General features: G+C 46.0%; 23 protein-coding genes. 17 read left to right on the plus strand and 6 right to left on the minus strand.

The genetic code is table 11. From position 1 onward, the window contains the following. Positions 1-450 precede the first annotated feature (450 nt). Together DCMF_RS27490 and DCMF_RS27495 are read left to right on the plus strand one after the other, a co-directional pair. Positions 451-2082, plus strand: coding sequence for a BCCT family transporter (locus DCMF_RS27490; RefSeq protein ID WP_148137402.1), 1632 nt, complete (start codon positions 451-453; stop codon positions 2080-2082). 249 nt (positions 2083-2331) lie between these two features. Beyond that, positions 2332-3225, plus strand: coding sequence for a radical SAM protein (locus tag DCMF_RS27495; RefSeq protein ID WP_148137403.1), 894 nt, complete (start codon positions 2332-2334; stop codon positions 3223-3225). A gap of 170 nt (positions 3226-3395) precedes the next feature. On the opposite strand, the gene cysK (DCMF_RS27500) is transcribed toward DCMF_RS27495, so the two are convergent. The 6 genes from cysK (DCMF_RS27500) to DCMF_RS27525 all read right to left on the minus strand — a co-directional run bounded on the left by cysK (DCMF_RS27500) (position 3396) and on the right by DCMF_RS27525 (position 9438). Further along, complete coding sequence (gene cysK, locus DCMF_RS27500) at positions 3396-4331, minus strand: cysteine synthase A (protein ID WP_148137404.1); 936 nt, start codon at positions 4329-4331, stop codon at positions 3396-3398. Between the two features lie 144 nt (positions 4332-4475). Beyond that, positions 4476-5612 carry a trans-sulfuration enzyme family protein gene (locus tag DCMF_RS27505; protein WP_148137405.1) on the minus strand — a complete coding sequence of 379 codons (1137 nt, stop codon included), beginning with the start codon at positions 5610-5612 and terminating at the stop codon, positions 4476-4478. A gap of 5 nt (positions 5613-5617) precedes the next feature. Then, a complete protein-coding gene (locus DCMF_RS27510) occupies positions 5618-6760 on the minus strand; it encodes a trans-sulfuration enzyme family protein (protein ID WP_148137406.1) in 1143 nt (380 codons plus the stop codon). A gap of 25 nt (positions 6761-6785) precedes the next feature. Then, complete coding sequence (gene larE / locus DCMF_RS27515) at positions 6786-7595, minus strand: ATP-dependent sacrificial sulfur transferase LarE (RefSeq protein ID WP_148138102.1); 810 nt, start codon at positions 7593-7595, stop codon at positions 6786-6788. A 5-nt stretch (positions 7596-7600) separates the two neighbouring features. Next, on the minus strand, positions 7601-8893 hold the full coding sequence (locus DCMF_RS27520) for a homocysteine synthase (RefSeq protein WP_148137407.1): 1293 nt from the start codon (positions 8891-8893) through the stop codon (positions 7601-7603). 98 nt (positions 8894-8991) lie between these two features. Beyond that, a complete protein-coding gene (locus DCMF_RS27525) occupies positions 8992-9438 on the minus strand; it encodes an RrF2 family transcriptional regulator (RefSeq protein ID WP_148137408.1) in 447 nt (148 codons plus the stop codon). Between the two features lie 350 nt (positions 9439-9788). Between DCMF_RS27525 and cysK (DCMF_RS27530) the strand changes: the two genes are divergently transcribed. The 15 genes from cysK (DCMF_RS27530) to DCMF_RS27600 all read left to right on the plus strand — a co-directional run bounded on the left by cysK (DCMF_RS27530) (position 9789) and on the right by DCMF_RS27600 (position 22374). Next, positions 9789-10724, plus strand: coding sequence for a cysteine synthase A (gene cysK, locus DCMF_RS27530; RefSeq protein WP_148137409.1), 936 nt, complete (start codon positions 9789-9791; stop codon positions 10722-10724). A 342-nt stretch (positions 10725-11066) separates the two neighbouring features. Continuing rightward, positions 11067-11243: a DUF2292 domain-containing protein gene (locus DCMF_RS27535; RefSeq protein ID WP_148137410.1), complete on the plus strand. Its 177-nt coding sequence runs from the start codon at positions 11067-11069 to the stop codon at positions 11241-11243. A 27-nt stretch (positions 11244-11270) separates the two neighbouring features. After that, complete coding sequence (locus tag DCMF_RS27540; RefSeq protein ID WP_148137411.1) at positions 11271-11441, plus strand: YezD family protein; 171 nt, start codon at positions 11271-11273, stop codon at positions 11439-11441. A gap of 307 nt (positions 11442-11748) precedes the next feature. Beyond that, positions 11749-12078, plus strand: a complete 330-nt coding sequence (locus tag DCMF_RS27545) for a NifB/NifX family molybdenum-iron cluster-binding protein (protein WP_148137412.1) — start codon at positions 11749-11751, stop codon at positions 12076-12078. Positions 12079-12105: 27 nt separating this feature from the next. Beyond that, on the plus strand, positions 12106-12984 hold the full coding sequence (nifH, locus tag DCMF_RS27550) for a nitrogenase iron protein (protein WP_148137413.1): 879 nt from the start codon (positions 12106-12108) through the stop codon (positions 12982-12984). Between the two features lie 132 nt (positions 12985-13116). Continuing rightward, a complete protein-coding gene (gene cysK, locus DCMF_RS27555; protein ID WP_148137414.1) occupies positions 13117-14052 on the plus strand; it encodes a cysteine synthase A in 936 nt (311 codons plus the stop codon). Positions 14053-14212: 160 nt separating this feature from the next. Further along, complete coding sequence (locus DCMF_RS27560; protein ID WP_148137415.1) at positions 14213-15661, plus strand: trimethylamine methyltransferase family protein; 1449 nt, start codon at positions 14213-14215, stop codon at positions 15659-15661. Between the two features lie 132 nt (positions 15662-15793). Further along, positions 15794-16315, plus strand: a complete 522-nt coding sequence (locus DCMF_RS27565) for a carboxymuconolactone decarboxylase family protein (protein ID WP_148137416.1) — start codon at positions 15794-15796, stop codon at positions 16313-16315. A gap of 16 nt (positions 16316-16331) precedes the next feature. After that, a complete protein-coding gene (locus DCMF_RS27570; protein WP_148137417.1) occupies positions 16332-17138 on the plus strand; it encodes a mycofactocin-coupled SDR family oxidoreductase in 807 nt (268 codons plus the stop codon). 25 nt (positions 17139-17163) lie between these two features. Beyond that, the gene (locus DCMF_RS27575) at positions 17164-18018 is read left to right on the plus strand and encodes a transporter substrate-binding domain-containing protein (protein ID WP_148137418.1); all 855 of its coding nucleotides are present in this window, start codon (positions 17164-17166) and stop codon (positions 18016-18018) included. Between the two features lie 137 nt (positions 18019-18155). Further along, positions 18156-18881, plus strand: a complete 726-nt coding sequence (locus DCMF_RS27580) for an amino acid ABC transporter permease (protein WP_236860136.1) — start codon at positions 18156-18158, stop codon at positions 18879-18881. Further along, positions 18878-19630 carry an amino acid ABC transporter ATP-binding protein gene (locus DCMF_RS27585; RefSeq protein ID WP_148137419.1) on the plus strand — a complete coding sequence of 251 codons (753 nt, stop codon included), beginning with the start codon at positions 18878-18880 and terminating at the stop codon, positions 19628-19630. The genes DCMF_RS27580 and DCMF_RS27585 overlap by 4 nt, the downstream gene beginning before the upstream one ends. A 282-nt stretch (positions 19631-19912) precedes the next feature. Continuing rightward, complete coding sequence (locus DCMF_RS27590; RefSeq protein WP_214658952.1) at positions 19913-20767, plus strand: transporter substrate-binding domain-containing protein; 855 nt, start codon at positions 19913-19915, stop codon at positions 20765-20767. Positions 20768-20905: 138 nt separating this feature from the next. Next, on the plus strand, positions 20906-21625 hold the full coding sequence (locus tag DCMF_RS27595) for an amino acid ABC transporter permease (protein ID WP_214658953.1): 720 nt from the start codon (positions 20906-20908) through the stop codon (positions 21623-21625). Then, positions 21622-22374 (plus strand): amino acid ABC transporter ATP-binding protein, encoded by a 753-nt coding sequence (locus tag DCMF_RS27600; RefSeq protein WP_148137421.1) that lies wholly within the window; start codon positions 21622-21624, stop codon positions 22372-22374. The genes DCMF_RS27595 and DCMF_RS27600 overlap by 4 nt, the downstream gene beginning before the upstream one ends. Positions 22375-22383 lie beyond the last annotated feature (9 nt).

Raw genomic sequence — 22383 nt, forward strand, 5'->3', positions numbered from 1 at the left:
AAACAAACTATTTATGACTAAGAAAAAGAGAACCTAGAAGCGGGCGGATAAGTTTCCCCCGCTTTTTGTTGTACCCCATGTGTCCCATGACCAATGAAAGTAATGTGATTTTGATATGTTATGTGACTACTTCTTTTTTGAACAAGAATTTAAACAATATATAAAAATATTCAACATAAAGTTTAAAATTGGCAGGAATATTAAACAAATAGTAGAATATATAAACAAATATTTAGGTAAGCCTCCATAGACCGCGGATTTATTCAAGATTCCATTTGAAAAATATTTATACGGGATCAGTGAATCGGGTGAAATTATTCTATCCAATCATGAGCAGTACAGGTGGCAGGATGTTCATAAATACTCTGGGGCATATGGAGGTGGTGCTATGTCTTAAGTGAAATGGGTTCAGGCAGATAAAAAAGGATAAAAGTATAAGGGAGGGTTAATATGTTTGGTATTAAGTCTGAACGTAAGCCGTTTAAGCCAATTGTCTTTTTTCCGCCGTTTGTTTTATTGTTAGCGATTGTTCTTTTCAGTTTTATCAATTACGACGGTTTTACAAAAGTCATGACTACTGCTCAGGACTGGGCTTTTAAGAGCATGGGTCCCATTTATAGTTTTACCACTTTAGTGATGGTCATCCTCTGTGTGGTTGTTTGCGTATCTCCATTGGGAAAAGTGAAAATCGGGGGATCAAAGGCTGTACCCATTCTTACGCCTTTCAAATGGTGGGCCGTCACTCTTTGTACCGGAATTGCCATCGGCATATTATTCTGGGGGACTGCGGAGCCGATTTTACATTATGCCGCCCCCCCGGAATCTCTGGGTATTGCACCTAGCAGCAAGGATGCTATTATCTTTGCCATGTCCACCGTGCTTTTGCACTGGACGATTGGCCCCTATGCAATTTATACGGTGCCCACCGTAATGTTTGCCTTTGCTTATTATAATATGCGCAAGCCTTATTCTTTCGGATCCACCCTTGTTCCCCTGTTTGGCGACAGAGTAAACGGTGTATGGGGACAAGTGATAGATGCTTTTGTTGCTTTTTCTTTGATCTCCGGAATGGCCACATCCTTAGGTCAGGGCATTATGTCCGTTTCCAGCGGGCTTGAGACCTTATTCGGCATCACCGCAAATCCTTTTGTTTGGCTGCTGGTGGACGCAGTGATTGTGGGAACATTTATTGCCTCCGCCATCACCGGGATTACCAACGGGATTAAATGGTTGTGCGATGCCAACGCCAAACTGTTTATCGGCATGGCTATTTTTGCTTTCGTTTTTGGCCCGATCGGGTACAGTCTAGGAATCGGCATGGACGGGCTCGGCAATTATTTAACTCATTTTTTTGAAAGGACTTTAATTCAGGGGACTGCGGCGGGTGATCCCTGGCCCCAGTGGTGGACCATCTTCTACTGGGCGATATATTTTGCCTGGGCTCCCATTACGGCGGTTTTCCTTGGACAAATCAGTGTGGGCTACAGTATCCGTTCCTGTGTCCTTTGTAACCTGGTAACTCCTGCTTTCTTTGCCGGCCTGTGGATGATCATTTATGGCGGGGGCACCCTTCATATGGAAGTGGTAGAACACCTGGGTTTTGCGAAAATTGTACTGGAACAAGGGCCTCAAGCGGCGGCATACTTCTTTTTCCAGCATTATCCTCTGGCCTTTTTGATGATTCCCATATTTACTTTTGCCATGTACCTTTCCTTTGTAACAGGATCGGATGCCATGTGTACGGCGATTGGCGGCCTATGTTCCGGGGGCATTTCCCCGGAAAGTCCGGAACCGCCCATTTGGTTAAAAGTAATTTGGGGATTACTTTTGGGTGCCGTAGCCTGGGTGATGATTTCTTTCAGCGGTATTAATGGAGCGAAGTCTGCCAGTAATGTGGGGGGTGTGCCGGCGCTAATTGTGTGCATTGGCACAACCATTTCCCTCTTTATGGTGTGTGCCAATCCGAAAAAATATGATGTGCATAAAGAAGATTATGACGCGGTGGGAAATTATATCGGCATTCCTCAGACTGATTCGGCAAGTGAAACACTAAATAAAACAAGTGTAGGGCAAGTCGTATAAAAAATGGTTGAGTGGGGTTGTCCAACAAATTAGAGAGATAAATTTCTCTGGCCGTGAAAATGAGAATATTTTCTATACCCATTGACAACATAAATGAAATACTTTAATATATAGTAAATAGATAGGATAAGTATATATTGCTCGACGATCCTGCAGAGATATAGTTGACCAGAGAGACTGGAGGCTAGGTTTTCGACCTTAGAGAAGGTTGTTTAACTTGGCCTTTTGTTTTGCAGAGGAGATGTTTTTATGGAAAGCTGCTTTCCGGCAAAAATAGACCATCAATTTGACCATCTGGTGAAAAAGCACCCCTGCTTCAATGGGGAGGCCCATTTTAAATACGGACGCATTCACCTGCCGATAAGTCCGGCATGCAATATCCAATGCAAATTTTGCCGGCGCAGCTTTAATAAATGGGAAAAAAGACCGGGCGTAGCCGGGTCCCTATTGACTCCGGAAAAAGCATTGGCTGTGGTCACCCGCGCTTTAGAGCTGTGTCCGGAGATCACGGTAGTAGGGATTGCCGGACCCGGCGATACCCTTGCCACCCCCCATGCTCTTGATACCTTCGATCTGATCCATGAAAAATATCCTCATCTAATGAAGTGCCTGAGCACCAATGGGCTGATGCTGGAGGAAAAGGCGGAGCGGATCATGAAAGTTGGCGTAAAAACTGTTACGGTGACTGTTAATGCGGTCCATGCCGATATTCTGCAGCAGATATGCTCCCATATTGTTTATAACGGCCGGTATATGACCGGGAAGGAAGCTGCTCTATGGCTGCTGCCCGCTCAATTAGTCGGCATTCAAAAAATAAGTCGGTTAGGTGCGGTGGTAAAAATAAATACCGTGCTTATTCCCGGAATTAATGAGGGGCATATCGGAGAGATCGCCAGAATGACTGCCGCAGTGGGGGCATCTCTTATCAACATAATTCCCTTAATCCCCCAGCATGAAATGAAAAACTTCCGTGCGCCTAATTGCCATGAATTGAATAAGGCCCGGGAAGCGGCGGAAAAATACCTGCCCGTGTTCAGACATTGCCAGCACTGCCGGGCGGATGCTTGCGGCATCCCGGGGAAAGGGGGTGACTTAGGAGATCTCCTTTATGAACACCGGGCAGATACCTTCTCCCATGGTTGATTGAAACGTTGGGCTTATCGCCGCTGGCGCAGTAAATTCAGGGACGGTTCTTGAATTTATTCAATTCAAGAACCGTCCCTGAATTTACTAGGTAATGCGCTGGAAGAATAAAGAAGGCCAAGTTCCTTTTCACGAGAAACTTAGCCTTCCATTAACTCCATCGTTTGGTATTATACTTCCTGGAAAAGCGGGGTGGACAAATATCTTTCCCCGGTATCGGGAAGCAAGACGACGATAGTCTTGCCCGCATTTTCCGGCCTTTTGGCAATTTGGGTGGCGGCAAAAGCGGCCGCCCCGGAGGAGATACCGACCAGAAGTCCTTCGCTTTTGGAAAGGCTCCGGGCCATTTCAAAAGCCTCTTCATTTTTTACCTTGAAGATCTCGTCAACAACGTCCAGGTTCAGAATCTCCGGCACAAATCCGGCCCCGATTCCTTGGATTTTATGCGGGCCGGGATTTCCCCCGGATAAAACGGGGGAGTCGTTTGGTTCAACAGCGATAATTTTTACGGAAGGTTTTCTCTGTTTCAAGATTTCCCCTACCCCCGTAATCGTTCCGCCGGTACCGACCCCACCGATAAAGATATCAACTGCACCGTCTGTATCCTGCCAGATTTCTTCCGCTGTTGTCGTCCTGTGAATTTCCGGATTGGCCGGGTTTTTAAACTGCTGGGGAATAAAGGAGTGGGGTGTTTCGGCAGCCAACTCTTCCGCTTTTCTAATAGCTCCTTTCATTCCTTCTGCTCCAGGGGTCAGCACCAATTCTGCGCCCAGGGCCTTTAACAGGTTTCTTCTTTCAATGCTCATGGTATCGGGCATCGTGAGGATCAACCGATATCCTTTTGCCGCGGAAACAAAGGCAAGACCGATACCGGTATTGCCGCTGGTAGGCTCAATAATGACCGAATCCTGTTTGATCAAGCCTTTTTCTTCCGCATCCTTAATCATAGCGTAACCGATGCGGTCCTTGACGCTTCCCGCCGGATTGAAGTATTCCAGTTTGGCAATTAACCGGGCATTGAGATTGTATTTCTTACTGTAGTTTGTCAGTTCCAGTAATGGGGTGTTGCCAATTAGATCCGTAAGATTCTTGGCAATCTTAGACATGCTATCGACCTCCTTATAAAGTTAGGGGACACACCTTTATTTTAGGCATTCCTCTCCTGGCGAAGGAATGTCCCCAATTAAAGTTAGGGGACATTCCTCTATTTCAGGCATTCCTCTCCCGTCGGAGGAATGTCCCTAATTATTTTATATGGTTAGTGCTCTTTTAAAATCTGCTATTAAGTCGTCGATCTCTTCCAATCCCACCGACACTCTGATTAAGTTGTCCGTGATGCCTAGCCTTTCTCTTTCCTGAACGGGCATAGAGGCGTGGGACATTTTTACCGGGTATGAAACAATCGTTTCCACTCCCCCCAGGCTCACGGCAACGGCCGCCAATTGAACCGTCTTCATGAATTTCTTTGCTCTTTCCCGATCCCTTGTAGTAAAAGAGAGTACGGCGCCCGGTCCGTCTGCCTGGGCAAAATGAATATCTCTTCCCGGGTGGTTTTCTAAACCCGGGTAGTAGACGTGGCTTACTTCTTCTTGGCGGGTCAACCATTCGGCCAGTTTGACCGCATTTTTTTGCTGGTAATCCATTCTTACCTTTAAGGTTTTCATTCCTCTTAACAAAAGCCAACAGTCCTGAGGCCCTAAAATAGCGCCAAACCCATTCTGCACGGCATACACTCTTTTAGCCAGGGCCATGTCTTTCACCACCACCAGCCCGCCGATGATATCGCTGTGTCCCCCTAAAAATTTAGAGGCGCTGTGAATGACGGCGTCGACACCCAGCTCCAGCGGCCTTTGCAAGTAGGGTGACATAAAGGTATTGTCGATAAATACCAGCAAACCGTGTTCCTGGGCAAGTTTGACGACACTTTTGATATCGGTAATTTTAAGCAAAGGATTCGACGGAGTTTCCAGGAAAATAGCTTTGGTAGTACTTTTGATCTGATTTTTAACTTCATCTAAATCGGTGGCGTTGATAAACGTAATATCCATATGGAAGCGGCGGAAATAGTTGTTGCTGATCCGGTAGGTTCCTCCATAGACATCTTCGCAGACCAGAATATGATCTCCCGCAGAGAGAATGGAGAGAACGGAGGAAGTAGCCGCCATTCCTGAGGAAAAGGCATAGCCATGATCCCCCCCTTCCAATAAAGCGATGGTTTCCTCCAGGGCCTTCCGGGTCGGGTTCCCGGACCGGGCATAATCATATTCCCGGGGTTGGTCAATATCTTCCTGGTGAAAAGTAGATCCATGGTAAATGGGGAAGCTCAGCGACCCGGTGCTTTTGTCCATTTCATGACCGGTATGAATTAATTTTGTGCCAAATTTCATTTTTTTTACCTCATTGCCTGATCAAGGTCATCAATTAAGTCTTGCACAGCTTCGATGCCTACCGATAACCTTAACAGTTTTTCGTTTACACCTAATCTTTCTCTTATTTCCTGGGGTATCGACCCGTGTGTTTGCACCATGGGGTAGGTGATCAGGCTCTCGACACCGCCTAGACTTTCTGCGAAAGCGATGATTTTTACGTCTCTTAATATTTTTTCCACAAATTCAGCCTTTTTTATCGTAAATGAGATCATGCCGCCAAATCCTGCGCACTGCTTTTGGGAAATGGCAAAGCCTTCGTGTTCCGGCAGGCCGACATAATAAACCTTTTCCACAAGAGGGTGTCCTTTGAGCCAATTTGCGATCCGGATCGCATTGTGCTGCTGCTTTTCCAGCCTAAGTCCCAGGGTTTTCATTCCCCGTAAGACCAACCAGCTGTCAAAAGGGGATAATACGGCGCCAATGGATTTCTGGATTAATTTTAGTTTTTCTTCGAAGGTGCCGTCTTTGATCACAATGAACCCGGAGAGAACATCATTATGTCCCCCCAGATACTTTGTTCCGCTGTGCACCACTATATCCGCGCCCAGTTCTAAAGGTCGTTGAAAATAGGGGGTGAGGAAAGTATTATCGACAATGGTGATCAGATCCAAAGATTTAGCAATCCGGACCAGCTCTTGAATGTCGGTAACCTTCATCATGGGATTGGACGGGGTTTCAATGAATAATGCCCGGGTATTTTTTTTGAGGCTGGCATTTAAATTTCCCAGATTGCTGGTATCAATATAAGTAAATTCCAAACCGTGCCTTTGGCAGATTTCTTCAAACAGCCGGTAGGTCCCCCCGTAAAGGTCATCGGAAACGACAATATGATCTCCCGGAGAGAACAATTCTGTGATGGTCGCAATAGCAGCCATGCCACTGGAGAAGGCAAATCCTGCTTTGCCGTTTTCCAGCCGGGCGAGCGTTTTTTCCAGTTCTTCCCGGGTGGGGTTTGTTTCCCGGGAATAATCATAACCGGTGGACTGGTTCAGGCCCGGATGCCGGAAGGTGGCACTTTGGTAGATGGGAAAACTAATTGATCCGGTATGGGGATCAAAACTCTTACAGCCGTGAACGACTTTTGTTTCTATATGTAATTGTTTCATCGAATCATCATCCTTGTTCGTTCTCTCATTGGGGGAGGGTAGCATTCATGCTTCCTGTCCGGTAACCTTTTAAATCTAAACACACAAAGATAAAACCGATCTTTTTAAATTCCTGGTAGACCTGATCCATTAATTCCTGACTAAAAAATTTGCTGCGTGCCTCGATGGCGACTTCAATCCGGGCCAGGGTTCCGTGACAGCGCACTCTCACCAGGTTAAAGCCCAGATCAATCAAATACTGCTCCGCTTGATCCACCATAGCCAGTTTTTCTTTGGTGATTTTTTCCCCATAAGGGAACCTGGAGGACAGACAGGCAAAAGCCGGTTTATTCCAGGTGGGGAGGTCCATCTCTCTGGATAAAATCCTAATATCCTCTTTGGTCAAGCCGGCATCCCTTAAAGGGCTGATAATGCCCAGTTCCTGCAAAGCCTGTCGGCCCGGCCGGTAATCCTTTAAATCATCTAGGTTGGAACCGTCTGCGATGTGTTCTATTTTTTGTTCATCCGCTATTTTCCTGATTTTGGAGAACAGCTCTTTTTTGCACAAATAACACCGGTTGGGTGGATTATCTGAAAAGCCGTTAATCTCTAATTCCTCTGAAAGAACCACCAGGTGTTTGATTCCTAGTTTTTGAATAAAGTCGGTTGCCTCGTGAAACTCTCTTTCCGGAAAAGTTGCGGAACGGGCCGTCACGGCCGTCACGGCATTCCCCAGCACATCATGGGCGGCTTTCAAAAGGAAAGTACTGTCGACGCCGCCGGAGAAAGCAATCATTACATGGCCCAGAGATTGAAGGTTGCTTTTTAACAAGGCCAATTTTTCCTGTGCTGTCATCATCGTTATTGCTCCACCGCTTTTTTCAAAGCCTGGTCCAAATCCCAAATCAGATCATCCACATCTTCAATGCCGATGGAGAGTCGGACCATGTCCGGAGCTACCCCAGCGAGTTTTTGCTCTTCTTCGGAGAGCTGGGAGTGGGTGGTGCTGGCCGGATGAATCACCAGGGATTTGGCATCGGCCACATTTGCCAGGAGAGAGAAAATTTCCAGGCTGTCAATGAATTTCCTGCCTGCCTCAATACCCCCTTTGATACCGAAGGTAAAGATGGATCCTGCGCCTTTGGGCAGGTATTTCTGAGCCAGGTGATAATACTTATTTCCTTCTAGGCTGGGGTAGTTTACCCAGGAAACAAGGGGATGGTCCTGCAAAAATTGGGCGATTTTTTTTGTGTTTGCCACATGCCTTTCCACCCGGAGAGACAAGGTTTCCAGCCCTTGCAGGAACAGGAAAGAATTAAAGGGACTGACGGCAGCTCCGGTATCCCGCAAAAGCTGAACTCTGGCCTTCATGATATAGGCTAAAGGACCCAGAACTTCTACGTATTTTACGCCATGATAGCTGGGGTCCGGTTCGGTTAAGCCGGGAAATCTGCCGCTCCCGGTCCAGTCAAATTTACCTGAGTCCACGATCACGCCGCCGATAGAGGTGCCGTGACCGCCGATAAACTTGGTGGCGGAATGGACGACAATATCTGCGCCGAATTCAATGGGACGGATGAGATAAGGAGTACCGAAAGTATTATCGATAATTAAAGGCAACCCGTTGTCGTGAGCAATCTTTGCCACTGCTTCAATATCAACCAGATTCGTCTGGGGGTTGCCAATGGTTTCCACATAGAGGGCTTTGGTCTTTTCGGTAATGGCATGGCGGAAATTTTCCGGATCATCGGAATCGACAAAGACGGTTTTAACCCCCAGTCTGGGCAGGGTTGCGGAAAACAAGTTATAAGTGCCGCCGTACAAAGTGCTGGCGGAGACAATCTCATCCCCGGCCCCGGCAATGTTTAAAATGGCGTATGTGATGGCGGCCGAACCTGAGGCAACAGCCAAAGCACCCACGCCGCCTTCCAGAGCGGCGATTCTCTGCTCAAAAACATCATTGGTGGGGTTCATGATTCTGGTGTAAATATTGCCAGGTTCTTTCAAGGCAAAAAGATTGGCGGCATGCTCCGCATTTTTAAATACATAAGAGGTGGTTTGATAAATGGGAACCGCCCGGGAACCGGTCGTGGGATCCGGATTTTGGCCGGCATGCACCTGTAAGGTGTCAAATTTCCATTGTCTTTCACTCATGATGAAATCTCTCCCTTTGATTATTTTTTCCATTATTTTAGTAGGATATAAAATAAAAAAATAAAATTGAACATACATAATAAATGAGGGGCCAATCCTTAAATATGATACATTAAGGTAAAACTTTGGTTTAGTTTTCTATATTCCTGGGCCAGATCTTCTAAAGTAATGGCATCGACCACGGCATTGATACTTTCATTTAATTTATCCCAAACCTTCGTTCTAATGCAGTATTCAATGGAATTATTTTGGTGCAGTTCTTCCACCTTCTTATCGATGAGAGATAAATCTCCCTCCAGGGTTCTTAATACGGCACCAACCGTAATATTGGATGGTCTGTCGGCCAGAATGTATCCCCCCTGGGCCCCTTTCACACTCTTGACCAGGCCCGCTTTACGCAAGGTAGAAAATACCTGCTCCAAGTAATTTTCCGATATTTCTTCTCTTTCCGCAATGCTGTTCAGAGAAACGTGGCCCCCGGTGGAATGAACAGTTAAATCCACCATTGCCCTTAGGCCATATCTACCCTTTGTAGATAATTTCATACATGACACCTCATTTTAAATGGTTAGTAGACCTATATGAATAATATAATACTGCCGATTGACCTCTCTGTCAAGGATTATTTACATTTTTGCCATAAAAAATGAAAAATATTACAAGGAAAAAACACTTAAACCTTAGAGATATATTAGCCATGATCAGGCAAATTCCTGTTGGAAAATGTAAAAATGAAGAAATTTAACAGCAGCTAGCTTATTCTACTAAACCGATAGGAAAAATTAAAAATATTTTGTTTAAGATATTGACAAGGAGAACACCGGGGGCATAAAATAAAAGTAAACAAAAAACCAATAAAACATATAAGAATAATAATTATTGAGGAGGAGAAATTATGTCTAAGATTGCCAAGAATCTCACGGACCTAATCGGAAACACCCCCTTGCTGGAATTGTCGAACTACAATGACAGTCAAGGCCTGAATGCAAAGCTGGTGGCTAAACTGGAGTATTTTAATCCTGCGGGAAGTGTGAAAGACAGGATCGGCTACGCCATGATTAAGGATGCCGAAGAAAAAGGGCTCATTAACAAGGATACGGTAATCATTGAACCTACCAGCGGGAATACCGGTATTGCCCTGGCCTTTGTGGCAGCAGCGCGGGGTTATAAACTGGTGCTGACGATGCCGGAAACAATGAGCATTGAACGAAGAAACCTGTTAAGCGCTTTAGGTGCGGAATTGGTGTTGACCCCTGGCTCCGAAGGAATGAAAGGGGCCATTAGAAAGGCGGAAGAACTGGTAAGCCAAACGCCTCACTCCTTTATTCCTCAACAATTTAAAAATCCGGCCAACCCGGAAATTCACCGTATCACTACAGCGGAAGAAGTTTGGCAAGATACCGATGGAGCGGTAGATATCTTTGTGGGCGGTGTCGGTACGGGAGGAACGATTACGGGGGTAGGAGAAATCTTGAAACAGAGAAAACCCTCCGCAAAAATTATTGCTGTCGAGCCATTTGATTCACCGGTTCTTTCCGGGGGAAATCCCGGCCCCCATAAAATCCAAGGCATTGGCGCCGGATTTGTGCCTGAGATTTTGAATCTGGATGTGGTTGATGAGATCTTTAAGGTAAAAAATGAAGAGGCTTTTGAAACGGCCAGACTTTTAGCAAAAACAGAAGGCTTGCTGGTCGGCATCTCATCAGGAGCCGCAGCTTTCGCAGCAACCCAGATTGCCAAAAGGCCGGAAAACGCGGGCAAAACCATCGTCGTCTTGCTTCCCGATACCGGAGAAAGGTATCTGTCCACGGTTCTTTTCCAGGAAGCATAAATAAATCCGGCGTGTTGGGTACCAAGACGGAGACTGCTTAAAAAGTACGTGATTGCCGAGACTGCTCAAAAACCCGAAAGTCAAGGCGTGCTGGAATCGAGAACGGCACGGGCTAAGATAGATGATCTATCCTTGTGCGGGGAATGTTCCCCTATCCTGTAGGGGAGCATGCGCCATGGAAGCAGGTACGCAAAGATGCAGGACTTTTTAAGCAGTCTCAACCGCATGTGCAAAAATTTTACGGCGATTTCCTTAGCGATCATTTTTATTTGTTTCAGAAATTAATCGCATACCCCAAATCATATTAAACAGATCGGATAAATTATAAATGGGGGAGTAAACATGTCGAACGGAAACTTGGGTATCACAAACGGGAAGAAACCGTACGGAAAGGAGTTGGAGCAAGTTATTCTGGAAATCATTCAAAACGTGAAAAATGGTTTGGTGACCGTTGTGAAACAGGACTACCGGGTGGTCCAAATAAATACCAGCGAAAGGTTCGACCTGGAAAATGAATAGAAATAATGTGCTTGGGGAGGGGAAAAAATGGCAGAACCGAAGGAAAACATCAAAAAAACCAATCATACTGTTTCGGAGGAAGATTTTAAAAAAATATTTGAAATTGTCAAAGGTGTCGGATATGGTTCGATTACCTTGATTATACATGAGGGAAAAATAGTGCAAATCGAAAAAAATATTAAGATGAGACTGACATAACCGGTCCCAATAATTCGGTATTAAAGAAAGGGACTAAGTCAGAAGAAAAGTAGCGCCACTAAATTTTTTTCCAACATTGACAAATGAGTTAACAAAAGTTAAAATAATAAATAAAACATATCAGAATAGTATACAATATTTTTTGAGGTGAGGAGGAAGCCTTTCCGCGACTAGTTTTAGAAAGTAATTAGTTTTTTAGTTGACCAGAAACACTGGAGACTAAGTTTTCTGTTTGCATGTTTTAGGCATGTTAAAAACGTTAAACTTGGTTTTTTTATTTTTACACGCTAATGGGGGGAAAGATTTCATGTCATTTAGGGTCGCGGCGGCCAGCAGCGATGGAAAGTTTATCAATCAGCATTTTGGGCGGGCCAGTCAGTTTTATATTTTTGAAATTAGGGACGATCAATATCACTTTGTGGAGCTCCGGAAGAACGTCCCTCCTTGCGGGGGAGGAGAACATGATGAGGATACCCTGAGAAAATCAGTAAACTTAATTGGGGATTGCCGGGTGGTTCTGGTGAACCAGATCGGTCCGGGCGCTGCAAGCGTGTTAAATTCGAGGGGAATTCAATCTTTCCGGGTGCAAAACTTTATTGAGGAAGCCCTGGAGAAATTGATTTCCTATCGGAACTAGATTTCAATAGAGTTAGGAGTGTCACCATTGGTCAAGAAGAAAATCAAGCAAATTGCCATTTATGGTAAAGGAGGAATCGGCAAATCAACCACCACTTCCAATCTCAGTGCCGCCCTGGTTCAGGCCGGGTATAAAGTGATGCAGTTCGGTTGCGACCCCAAAAGTGATTCTACCAATACCTTGCGGGGTGGGAAGTATATCCCTACCGTGCTCGACACCTTACGGGAAAAAAATGTGGTGAAAGCGGAAGAAGTGGTTTTCGAAGGATTCCATGGCGTCTATTGTGTAGAGGCCGGGGGACCTGCTCCGGGTGTAGGGTGCGCCGGCCGGGGAATTATCACGGCGGTCCAGCTCATGAAGCAGCAGAAGGTTTTCGATGAATTGGATCTGGATTTTGTGATTTATGATGTGCTGGGTGATGTGGTTTGCGGGGGGTTTGCCGTTCCCATCCGGGAAGGAATTGCCGAACATGTATTTACCGTTTCTTCCGCGGATTTTATGGCTATTTACGCGGCAAATAACCTGTTTAAAGGCATTCAGAAATATTCCCATGCGGGAGGAGCGCTCCTGGGCGGTGTGATTGCCAACTCCATCAATGCGCCCTACGCCCGGGAAATCATTGATGATTTTGTGCAACGGACCCATACAAAAGTGATTGAATATGTACCCCGGTCAGTTACGGTGACCCAAAGTGAGTTGCAAGGGAAAACCACCATTGAAGCAGCGCCCAATTCGGAACAAGCCAAGGTTTATTCCAGTCTGGCCCAAAAGATCGCAGAACATGTGGAATCAAGCACACCATCCCCCCTTGAATTGAAGGAGCTGAGGGAATGGGCAGCTAAATGGGGCAATCACCTTTTGGCTTTGGAAACGGGAGAAATTCGCACAGAGGCAGCGGGTATTTAGAACCTTATCTCATCCATACAAACACATTCATGGGAAGAAAATATTGACATTAAATTCTCTTCGTGCTAAAGTTAGTATAAACATACTAAATTGATAGGAAAATACGGAAATATGGTTGAGGAGGGGATTGTAATGTCAAAAATTGCAGAAAATTTAACAGACCTGATCGGCAATACACCGCTGTTGAAGCTTTCAAACTTTACGAAAAGTATTGATTTGGAAGCGAAAATCATAGCCAAGCTGGAATACTTTAATCCTGCCGGAAGTGTCAAGGACCGGATCGGTTATGCCATGATCAAAGACGCGCAGGATAAAGGGTTACTTAACAAGGACTCGGTGATTATTGAACCTACCAGCGGCAATACTGGGATTGCACTTGCTTTTGTTGCGGCTGCATTGGGTTATAAACTAATTATCACATTGCCGGAGACCTTTAGTGTTGAGCGGAGACAACTTCTTAAAGCCCTGGGGGCGGATTTGGTCCTCACCCCGGGTGCGGAGGGGATGCCGGGTGCCATTAGAAAAGCACAGGAATTAGCTGCCCAGACACCGAATTCTTTTATCCCGCAGCAATTTGAAAATCCGGCCAACCCGGAAATTCACCGTACCACAACGGCAGAAGAAATTTGGCAAGATACCGATGGAGAGGTGGATATCTTTGTGGGCGGTGCCGGAACTGGGGGGACCGTTACCGGAGTAGGCGAAGCATTAAAAGAGAAAAAACCTTCCGTAAAGATTGTTGCTGTAGAGCCATTTGATTCACCGGTTCTTTCGGGCGGAAAACCGGGGCCCCATCGGATCCAGGGCCTTGGTCCTGGTTTTGTGCCCGGTGTCTTCAACAAGTCCGTGGTGGATGAAATTTTTACCGTGAAAAACGAAGAGGCATTTGAAACTGCCCGGAAGCTTGCCAAAAGTGAAGGATTACTGGTAGGTATTTCTTCCGGTGCTGCGGCATACGCGGCAGCCCAAATCGCCAAAAGACCTGAGAACAAAGGCAAGACCATCGTGGTGATTCTACCCGACACGGGAGAACGCTACCTGTCTACACCTCTTTTCGATGAAGCCTAATGAACAATTTTATCTAAAAGTTAGGGGGTCTACTCCTCCTAACTTTATTGTTTGTCAAAACATACTAAATATATATGAATAATATAAATATAAAAATTGTTTAACTCTTTTTAGATTTAACCTGTTTATGATCCAAGACAATAAGAGGGAGGATTCAACCATGTTAGAAGCAGTAAGAATATTTAACGCTACGGAATTTCAGTATCTTTCCCAAGAACAGTTGCAGGAAATCCATTCCGCCAGCTTGTCCATTTTAGAAGACGTAGGCTCCCTTGTTTATCACGAAGAGGCTCTTGAGCTGTTAAAAAAAGCAGGGGCTTATGTGGAAAATGGCAATCGGGTCTATATTCCCGGCTTTTTAGCGGAGTGGGCCATCCGTACCGCCCCTTCCCGGGTGGCTATTTATGACAGGAACGGTAAAGAAGCCATGTTTCTAGAGGGCCGTAAGGTCTATTACGGTACCGGCTCTGACTGCCCGAACATTTTAGACAGTTTTACGGGGGAAAAACGGAAATTTCTTTACAAAGACGTGGAGGATGCGGTTAAGATATGTGATTATTTATCAAACATTGATTTTATAATGTCTATGGGCATTGTTTCAAATGTACAGAAGGAGTTAACTTACCAGCATGAATATGCCATTATGCTGCGTAATTCCATCAAACCTCAGACGATTACTGCTGCGGACAGGGCGTCCTTAGTCGATATTGTGGAGATGGCTGGTGCGGCTGTAGGGGGAAAAGATATTTTACGTAAAAAGCCCATTTTTGTCCTTTATGTTGAGCCCAGTTCTCCTCTGCAGCATTCCGCAACTGCTGTGGAGAAACTGCTCTATGCGGCGGAACACAGGCTTCCGGTTAACTATTCTCCCGGACTGATGGCAGGGGCAACGGGCCCCATCACCATGGCAGGGGCGATGGCCCAGGCGAATGCGGAAATACTGGCTGGTTTAGTGATTCATCAACTGAAATCTCCCGGTGCTCCCTTCGTATTTGGCGCCGGCATGTCTCCCATGGATCTGGTCAGCATGCAGCCAACCTACTGCGCACCGGAAGCCATGATGGAAACGGCCGGGATTTGCCAACTGGCCCGCTACTATCATTTGCCCTCCTGGGGATTTGCCGGGTGCAGCTCGTCCAAATTGCCGGATGAACATGCGGTCTATGAGGCATCTATTTATATTTTAATGGCAGCGTTGACCGGGTCAAACCTGACCCATGATGTGGGGTACCTGGAATTTGGCCTGACCTACTCTTTTGATTTGCTCGTGATGTGCAACGAAATCATTGGTCAAGTGAAAAGACTGATGCAAGGAATTCCTGTGGACAAAGAACATCTGGCCGTTGATGCCATCCGCCGGGTAGGACCGGGAGGACATTTCTTGGGGGATGAACATACCTACCGTCATTTCCGGGATCAATGGCAGCCGGATCTTACCGACAGAACCACGTATGAAACATGGCTGGCCCATGGAGGTACGAGTATGGGCCAGCGCACCCAAAAGAGAATCCGAGATATCCTGGAAAACCATCATCCGGCACCATTAGCACCGGAGGTGAATAGGGAGATCGATCGTATTATTGCCCGGGCTGAGGAAAGAACGAAATAGAGGAAAATCCCCGGGGGAAATTTTTCCCCGGGAAGAAAAAAATGATTGACATAATCCTATCGGAATGGTATGTTATAGATGACGCAAAACATACTTTTCCTATCGGATATATTATAAAAGAGGTGAGCGAACATGAGTTATATTTCTTTGGTGGAGTATGATCAATCCCCTGACGAAATTAAACATGAATTTGATGATCAGATTTCCAAGCATGGAAAAATTACCAATATGAAGCGGACCCTTCTGCATTCCCTGCCGGCTTTTAAAGCCTATATGGAATGGTATACGCTGAAGGATGAAATTGAGCCGTTTATCGGCAAAAGGGGTGTGATCATCTTCTCCCATGCCATCTCCACGCAAAATGATTGCCTGATTTGCTCCACCTTTTTCCGCAAAATATTAATCGATCAGGGTGAAAAACCGGAGGACCTGGTGTTATCTGAGCAAGAGCAGGTTTTGGCGGAGTTCGGCAAGCAGGTGGTAAAAAATCCTGACCAGATTCCCCAGGAAATATATTTACGATTAAAGGATCTTTTTAGTGAAAAAGAAATCGTGCTTTTAACGGCTTTTGCCGGACTGATGATGGCGACGAACCTCATTAATACCGTTTTAAAGGTGCCTTTGGACGATTACCTGGACGCTTACAAAAAATAGGGGACGGAGGAGAACCATGGGAAAGGAATTCTTGCATCAAACGATTTTTATCACGGGGGCGGCACATGGACAGGGCAGGGCAACGGCTTTGGCCTTTGCCAAGGAAGGGGCCAATATTGCTGCTTTTGACGTAGCAAAACAAATTGAATATCCTGCTTATCAATTTGGCACCTCCCATGAGCTGGAGACATTAAAAAATGAAGTAGAAGCAGAGGGGGTAAAATGCCTGATTTTTGCGGGCGATGTGCGGGATGATGCCGCGGTACAGAACGCTGTCCATGAAACAATCCAAACTTTGGGCCGGATTGACGTCCTGTTTAATAACGCCGGAATTTGCGCCTATGGGCGGGCCCACGAACTGAGCGAAGCGGAATGGGATGCTATGATTGACATCAACCTGAAAGGGGCGTGGCTGGTCGTCCGCCGGATTATTCCCTATTTGATCGCACAAAAGTCGGGGGTGATCATCAATAACTCTTCCATCGCAGGGCTGAGAGGGATGAACCGGCTTTCCCATTACGCGGCGTCAAAGTGGGGGCTGATCGGCCTAACCAAATCTTGGGCCCTGGAATTGGCACCTTACAATATCAGGGTCTTAAGCATCCATGCCACAGGGGTGAATACGCCGATGAATGATGGCCTGGCCTTTTTGGAGGGGGCTACGCCCCGGGAAATTGCGGAGCGTTCCGCGGGAAATCTATTGCCGGTCCCTTGGATTGAGCCGGAGGATGTCGCCTATGCCGTGTTATTCCTGTCCAGTGAAAAGTCCCGATATGCCACAGGCTCCCAGTATGTTTTGGACGCCGGACTTCTCACAAGATAAAAATAAAAAGGAGTGTTGATGCGTAATGAAACTGAAGTGCCAAATGAAATCCTTGTTAGCGCTGGTAATCTTAACCGTTCTGATGGTTTCCCTGAGTGGATGCGGTGCCCAGCAAAGTAGTGACACGGATACCACGGGGGATGCAGAGAAGGAAGTACAGAAAATTCTTGTCGGCACCATGGGTACATATCCTCCTTTCTCCTTCCAGGATGAAAGCGGCAAATTGACGGGATATGATATTGAAGTCGTGCGAGAAGTAGATAAACGGTTGGATGATGTGGAATTTGAGTTCGTGCCCACTCCTTGGGACAGCATGTTTCTAGGTTTGGAATCCAACAAATACCAGGTGGTGGCGAATCAGATTGTGCGCAATCCGGAACGGGAAGAAAAATACTATTTCTCCAATACCAACTATTTTAACAGTATCTCCGCCATTATCGTGAAAAAGGGAAGAACAGGTATTTCCACTTTGGACGATTTAAAAGGACTAAAAGTGGGCACGGCGGTGGGAGATTCCTTTACGAGAATCCTGGAAGAATATAATAAACAAAACAACAATGCGCTGATTTTAAAATATTATGACGGCACAAATCCTACGGTAACCCTGCAGGATATTGAAGCAGGCCGGATCGATGCTTATTTGAATGATCCCATTATGGTGAACGAAAATGTGAAAAAACTGGGCCTGCAAGTGGAGCCTACCGGGGAACCGGTGACGGTAGAGCCGGTCTACTTAGTGTTCCGGAAAGATGAACAGGGCGCGGCCTTAAGGGATAAAATCGACCAGGTGCTTTCGGAAATGAAAGAGGACGGCACTTTAGGGAATTTGTCCAAACAATGGTTTGACACGGATTACATTACCGTGGAACGCACCAATTAAATAATAAGTTCACTCTACACCCCCTTCTTTTAATACTACAGTAATACGAAAGCGAGTACCCTGTTTGAAGCGTATTGCTGTAGTATTATTATTCATCACAAGTTTACGGGGGCAGAAGATATGTTGATGGAAAAGGAATGAAGAATATGGGTACTATTTTTGACTGGGGATATATTTGGAAATCCTTACCCGAAATATTGGTTTACCTGCCGGTTACTTTGGAAATTGCCCTTTCTTCCATGTTTTTTGGCTTGATTCTTGGCTTGATCACAGCGCTGGTGAAGATTTACCGTATTCCAGTTTTAAAGCAATTTGCCGCCCTCTATATCTCCTTTATCAGGGGAACGCCCCTGCTGGTGCAGATCTATTTAGCCTATTACGGCATTCCAAAGGTCTTGGAATATATGGAAATCGCCTATCATTGGCATTTAAGCGTGAACAATGTGGCGCCCATTGTCTTTGTGGTTTTTGCCTGCGCTGTCAATTTAGGCGCCTATTTATCCGAAACCATTCGGGCTTCCATTGAGTCTGTAGACCGGGGCCAGGTGGAGGCAGCCTATTCCATCGGCATGACCACCCTTCAGACCATGAAACGGATTATCCTGCCTCAGGCCTTGGTAGTAGCTTTGCCTAATTTTGGGAACATTTTTTTAAGCATTATTAAAGATACCTCTTTGGCTTTTATTGTCTCTGTGGTGGAAATCATGGGGCAGGCAAAGATCATTGGGTCCCGGGGGTTAAGGTTTTTTGAAGTCTATATCGCCGTTTCTTTAATCTATTGGGTTGTTTGCGTTGTGTTTGGAAAAGGGATCAGCCTTTTGGAGGAACGGCTGAGGAAGTATGAAAGAAGGGCGATTGGATGATTAAATTAGAGCAGGTGCATAAATATTTTCACAAAAATCATGTTTTAAAAGGGATCAGCCTTACCGTGGCCAAGGGGGAGGTGGTGGTGATTTTAGGACCTAGCGGTTCCGGAAAATCCACCTTGCTGCGCTGCATCAACTTTCTGGAAAGACCAACCAGCGGGATCATCCAAATTGACGATCTATGCGTCGATGCGGAAAAAGCCCACAAAAGGGATATTGTTTCCCTGCGCAAGTATACCGGCATGGTCTTTCAGCATTACTATCTTTTTAAAAATCGGACCGCATTGGCAAATGTGATGGAAGGGCTGGTCGTAGTACAAAAACTGGACCGGAAACAAGCGGAGCAAAAAAGCCGGCAGTTATTGGAGAAAGTGGGTTTGGGCGACCGGCTGGATTACTATCCTTCCCAATTATCCGGCGGTCAGCAGCAGCGTGTGGCGATTGCCCGGGCCTTGGCCATCAATCCCAAGGTGCTTTTGTTTGATGAGCCCACATCGGCCTTGGACCCGGAGCTTGTGGGGGAGGTATTATCTGTGATCAAACAGGTGGCGGAGGAAGGCAACACGATGATTGTGGTGACCCATGAAATGAATTTTGCCCAGGAAGTGGCGGATCATGTGATATTTATGGACGACGGCGTGATTATGGAGGAGGGTACGGTGGAGGACATCTTCCATCATCCGAAGGAAGAAAGGACGAAACAGTTCCTGCAAAGAGTAAATCCTGCCGCCATGTATTATATTTAAGAGACAACGAGAGCTGCCTGCCCGTAGCATCAAGTCTGCCTGATCTATTTTCGATAAATTATTTGTTGACAAAAGGGAGCGTTTCCGATATTATAGTTATTAAACAAATAGGTATACTAATAAAAATGACTGACTGGTAAACTAGAGGTCGTATCTCATGAAACATGGGATGCGGCCTTTTTATTATTCTCTAAAGGAGGGATATTCTGCCTTCAGAAGATTAAGAAATGTCGATTAACCAAAATGATTTAACTGAAAAAAATGATAGGAGGATGTAAAAAAATGAAGAGGTTTAAATGCCTGGGTGTGCTGATCTTTTTTCTGGTGATACTGATGGGAGCATTTAGCGGTTGTTCTCAAAATACCGCATCTGATGCAGATTCAAAGGAAAAGTCGGATACGGAAGGAGCGGAATCCGGCACGGCGCCGAAAACGATTTACGTGGGGACCCAACCGGATTATCCCCCCTTTGATTACGCGGATGAATCCGGCGCGCTTACCGGATACGATATTGAGCTGGTGCGGGAAATATTTAAGCGCTTACCGGAATATAAACTGGAATTTCTGCCCACGGCCTGGGATGGCATCACCCTAGGACTGGATTCCAACCGGACCCAAATGATTGCCGATCAAATGACGGTAAATGAAGAACGGGAAAAGAAATATTACTTATCTGAACCGTATTTTTCTAATGAAGTTTATCTCGTGGTAAAGAAAGGGCGGACCGATATCAAGTCCCTGGAGGATTTGAAAGGTAAAACATTGGAACTTGTGGTGGGCACCACACCGGCGACAGCGATCGAAGAATGGAATGAGGCAAATGGTAATCAGATTAAAATTCAGTACACCAAAGCCACCAATTATACCGATCCCTTGAACGATGTGGCCAACGGCAGGGTCGATGCTTATGTAGAATTTAAAATCAATGCGGATGCCGTGATCAAGGAACAAGGGTTGCAGATAGAAACTGTGGGTGAACCGGTTTTCGAACTGCCGGTAGCCTTTGTCTATCGCCGCGATGAATTGGGAAAAGAACTCAAGGAAAAAATTGATGCCGTGATGCAAGAACTAAAAGCCGACGGGACCATGGGGGATCTGTCCGTGAAATGGACCGGAGGAGATTATATTCCCGACTAATTGGTATGCCTGAAATGATCGGGAGATGGCGGGAACTGCCGGTGCAAATTTTGCCGGAGCAGTTTCTTCCTTGCTGAAAATAATTGCCTGAAGTGGCCCCATTCCCATGAAGGCATCAAAATGAATGGTGGTATTCTGATGAAATTTTTTGATGTGCGCGCGATGTTCGAAAGCATACCCCAAATCGTGCAATATTTGCCTACCACAATAGGCGTGACCTTCATAGCCATGTTTATAGCGACCATGATCGGTCTTTTTACGGCATTGATCAGGATCTATCGGGTACCGGTTTTGAAGCGCATCGCCGGGTTCTATGTCTCTTTTATTCGCGGCACGCCGTTATTGGTCCAGCTGTACCTGACCTATTATGGCGCGCCCAAGGTTTTGGATTTGCTAAAAGTGAAATATGGCTTATTTGAAAATACGGATGTCAATGTGATTCCCCCGGTGTACTATGCCGTAATGGCATTTGCCGTTAACCTGGGCGCTTATTTGTCGGAAACCATCCGTTCCGCTATTGAGTCGGTGGACCGGGGCCAGTTTGAAGCCGCTAACTCCATTGGCATGAGTCAAACCCAGGTGCTGCTCAAAATTGTCTTGCCCCAGGCTTTACTGGTGGCATTGCCCAATTTTGGCAATACGCTGATCGGTACCATCAAAGATACCTCCCTGGTTTTTATGATCTCGGTGGTGGATGTGATGGGCAAAGCGCAAATCATCGGCGCCAGAACGTTGAATTTTTTTGAGGTCTATATTGCCGTATCCTTGATTTATTGGGCTACCTGCATCATCCTGGAAAAATGCCTGAACCTTTTGGAAAAACGCTTAAAAATATCGGAAAGAAGTTGTGTGGAATGATTAAGTTGCACAAAATCAACAAATATTTTTCCCAGCACCATGTCTTGAAAGGCATCGATCTTTCTGTGAAAAAAGGTGAAGTGGTTGCTATTCTCGGACCAAGCGGGTCGGGCAAGTCCACCCTGTTGCGCAGCATTAATTTTTTGGAACGCCCCTCCAGCGGCAGCGTAGAAATTGGTGCCTTAAAGGTAAACGCGGATACGGCCAGCAAAAAAGATATTCATGCCCTTAGAATGGCAACGGCCATGGTGTTTCAGCAGTTTAACCTTTTTAAAAATTTGAATGTGCTCCAAAATGTGATGATCGGTCTTACTTCTGTGAAAAAGATGGACCGTAAAAAGGCCAAAGAAATTAGCGCGCAAATTCTCGAAAAAGTGGGTTTGAGCGATCGGATCTCTTACTATCCCTCCCGGCTGTCCGGCGGCCAGCAGCAAAGGGTGGCCATCGCCCGGGCCTTGGCTTTGAATCCGGAAGTGCTGCTTTTTGACGAGCCTACCTCCGCCCTGGATCCCGAGCTGGTGGACGAGGTGTTATCCACCATTAAAAAGGTAGCCCAGGAAGGAAATACCATGATTATTGTCACCCATGAGCTGGGGTTTGCCCGGGAGGTTGCCGACAAGGTGGTGTTTATGGACAACGGTTTGGTCGTAGAGGAGGGGCCGGTAGAGAAAATTTTTACCGACCCGGGGGAAGAACGGACAAAGCAGTTTTTAGGCAAAGCCCTGCAGCGCTTTATTTATGAAATCTAACCTGACTAA

This window comes from Candidatus Formimonas warabiya, from assembly GCF_002777255.1.
Lineage (GTDB): Bacteria > Bacillota > Dehalobacteriia > Dehalobacteriales > Dehalobacteriaceae > Formimonas > Formimonas warabiya.

What these genes read in the sequence shown, in the direction of transcription:
- DCMF_RS27490 (WP_148137402.1), top strand. Translation starts at nt 451, where the DNA reads ATGTTTGGTATTAAGTCTGAACGTAAGCCGTTTAAGCCAATTGTCTTT.
- DCMF_RS27495 (WP_148137403.1), top strand. Translation starts at nt 2,332, where the DNA reads ATGGAAAGCTGCTTTCCGGCAAAAATAGACCATCAATTTGACCATCTG.
- cysK (WP_148137404.1), bottom strand. Translation starts at nt 4,331, where the DNA reads ATGTCTAAGATTGCCAAGAATCTTACGGATCTAATTGGCAACACCCCA.
- DCMF_RS27505 (WP_148137405.1), bottom strand. Translation starts at nt 5,612, where the DNA reads ATGAAATTTGGCACAAAATTAATTCATACCGGTCATGAAATGGACAAA.
- DCMF_RS27510 (WP_148137406.1), bottom strand. Translation starts at nt 6,760, where the DNA reads ATGAAACAATTACATATAGAAACAAAAGTCGTTCACGGCTGTAAGAGT.
- larE (WP_148138102.1), bottom strand. Translation starts at nt 7,595, where the DNA reads ATGACAGCACAGGAAAAATTGGCCTTGTTAAAAAGCAACCTTCAATCT.
- DCMF_RS27520 (WP_148137407.1), bottom strand. Translation starts at nt 8,893, where the DNA reads ATGAGTGAAAGACAATGGAAATTTGACACCTTACAGGTGCATGCCGGC.
- DCMF_RS27525 (WP_148137408.1), bottom strand. Translation starts at nt 9,438, where the DNA reads ATGAAATTATCTACAAAGGGTAGATATGGCCTAAGGGCAATGGTGGAT.
- cysK (WP_148137409.1), top strand. Translation starts at nt 9,789, where the DNA reads ATGTCTAAGATTGCCAAGAATCTCACGGACCTAATCGGAAACACCCCC.
- DCMF_RS27535 (WP_148137410.1), top strand. Translation starts at nt 11,067, where the DNA reads ATGTCGAACGGAAACTTGGGTATCACAAACGGGAAGAAACCGTACGGA.
- DCMF_RS27540 (WP_148137411.1), top strand. Translation starts at nt 11,271, where the DNA reads ATGGCAGAACCGAAGGAAAACATCAAAAAAACCAATCATACTGTTTCG.
- DCMF_RS27545 (WP_148137412.1), top strand. Translation starts at nt 11,749, where the DNA reads ATGTCATTTAGGGTCGCGGCGGCCAGCAGCGATGGAAAGTTTATCAAT.
- cysK (WP_148137414.1), top strand. Translation starts at nt 13,117, where the DNA reads ATGTCAAAAATTGCAGAAAATTTAACAGACCTGATCGGCAATACACCG.
- DCMF_RS27560 (WP_148137415.1), top strand. Translation starts at nt 14,213, where the DNA reads ATGTTAGAAGCAGTAAGAATATTTAACGCTACGGAATTTCAGTATCTT.
- DCMF_RS27565 (WP_148137416.1), top strand. Translation starts at nt 15,794, where the DNA reads ATGAGTTATATTTCTTTGGTGGAGTATGATCAATCCCCTGACGAAATT.
- DCMF_RS27570 (WP_148137417.1), top strand. Translation starts at nt 16,332, where the DNA reads ATGGGAAAGGAATTCTTGCATCAAACGATTTTTATCACGGGGGCGGCA.
- DCMF_RS27575 (WP_148137418.1), top strand. Translation starts at nt 17,164, where the DNA reads ATGAAACTGAAGTGCCAAATGAAATCCTTGTTAGCGCTGGTAATCTTA.
- DCMF_RS27580 (WP_236860136.1), top strand. Translation starts at nt 18,156, where the DNA reads ATGAAGAATATGGGTACTATTTTTGACTGGGGATATATTTGGAAATCC.
- DCMF_RS27585 (WP_148137419.1), top strand. Translation starts at nt 18,878, where the DNA reads ATGATTAAATTAGAGCAGGTGCATAAATATTTTCACAAAAATCATGTT.
- DCMF_RS27590 (WP_214658952.1), top strand. Translation starts at nt 19,913, where the DNA reads ATGAAGAGGTTTAAATGCCTGGGTGTGCTGATCTTTTTTCTGGTGATA.
- DCMF_RS27595 (WP_214658953.1), top strand. Translation starts at nt 20,906, where the DNA reads ATGAAATTTTTTGATGTGCGCGCGATGTTCGAAAGCATACCCCAAATC.
- DCMF_RS27600 (WP_148137421.1), top strand. Translation starts at nt 21,622, where the DNA reads ATGATTAAGTTGCACAAAATCAACAAATATTTTTCCCAGCACCATGTC.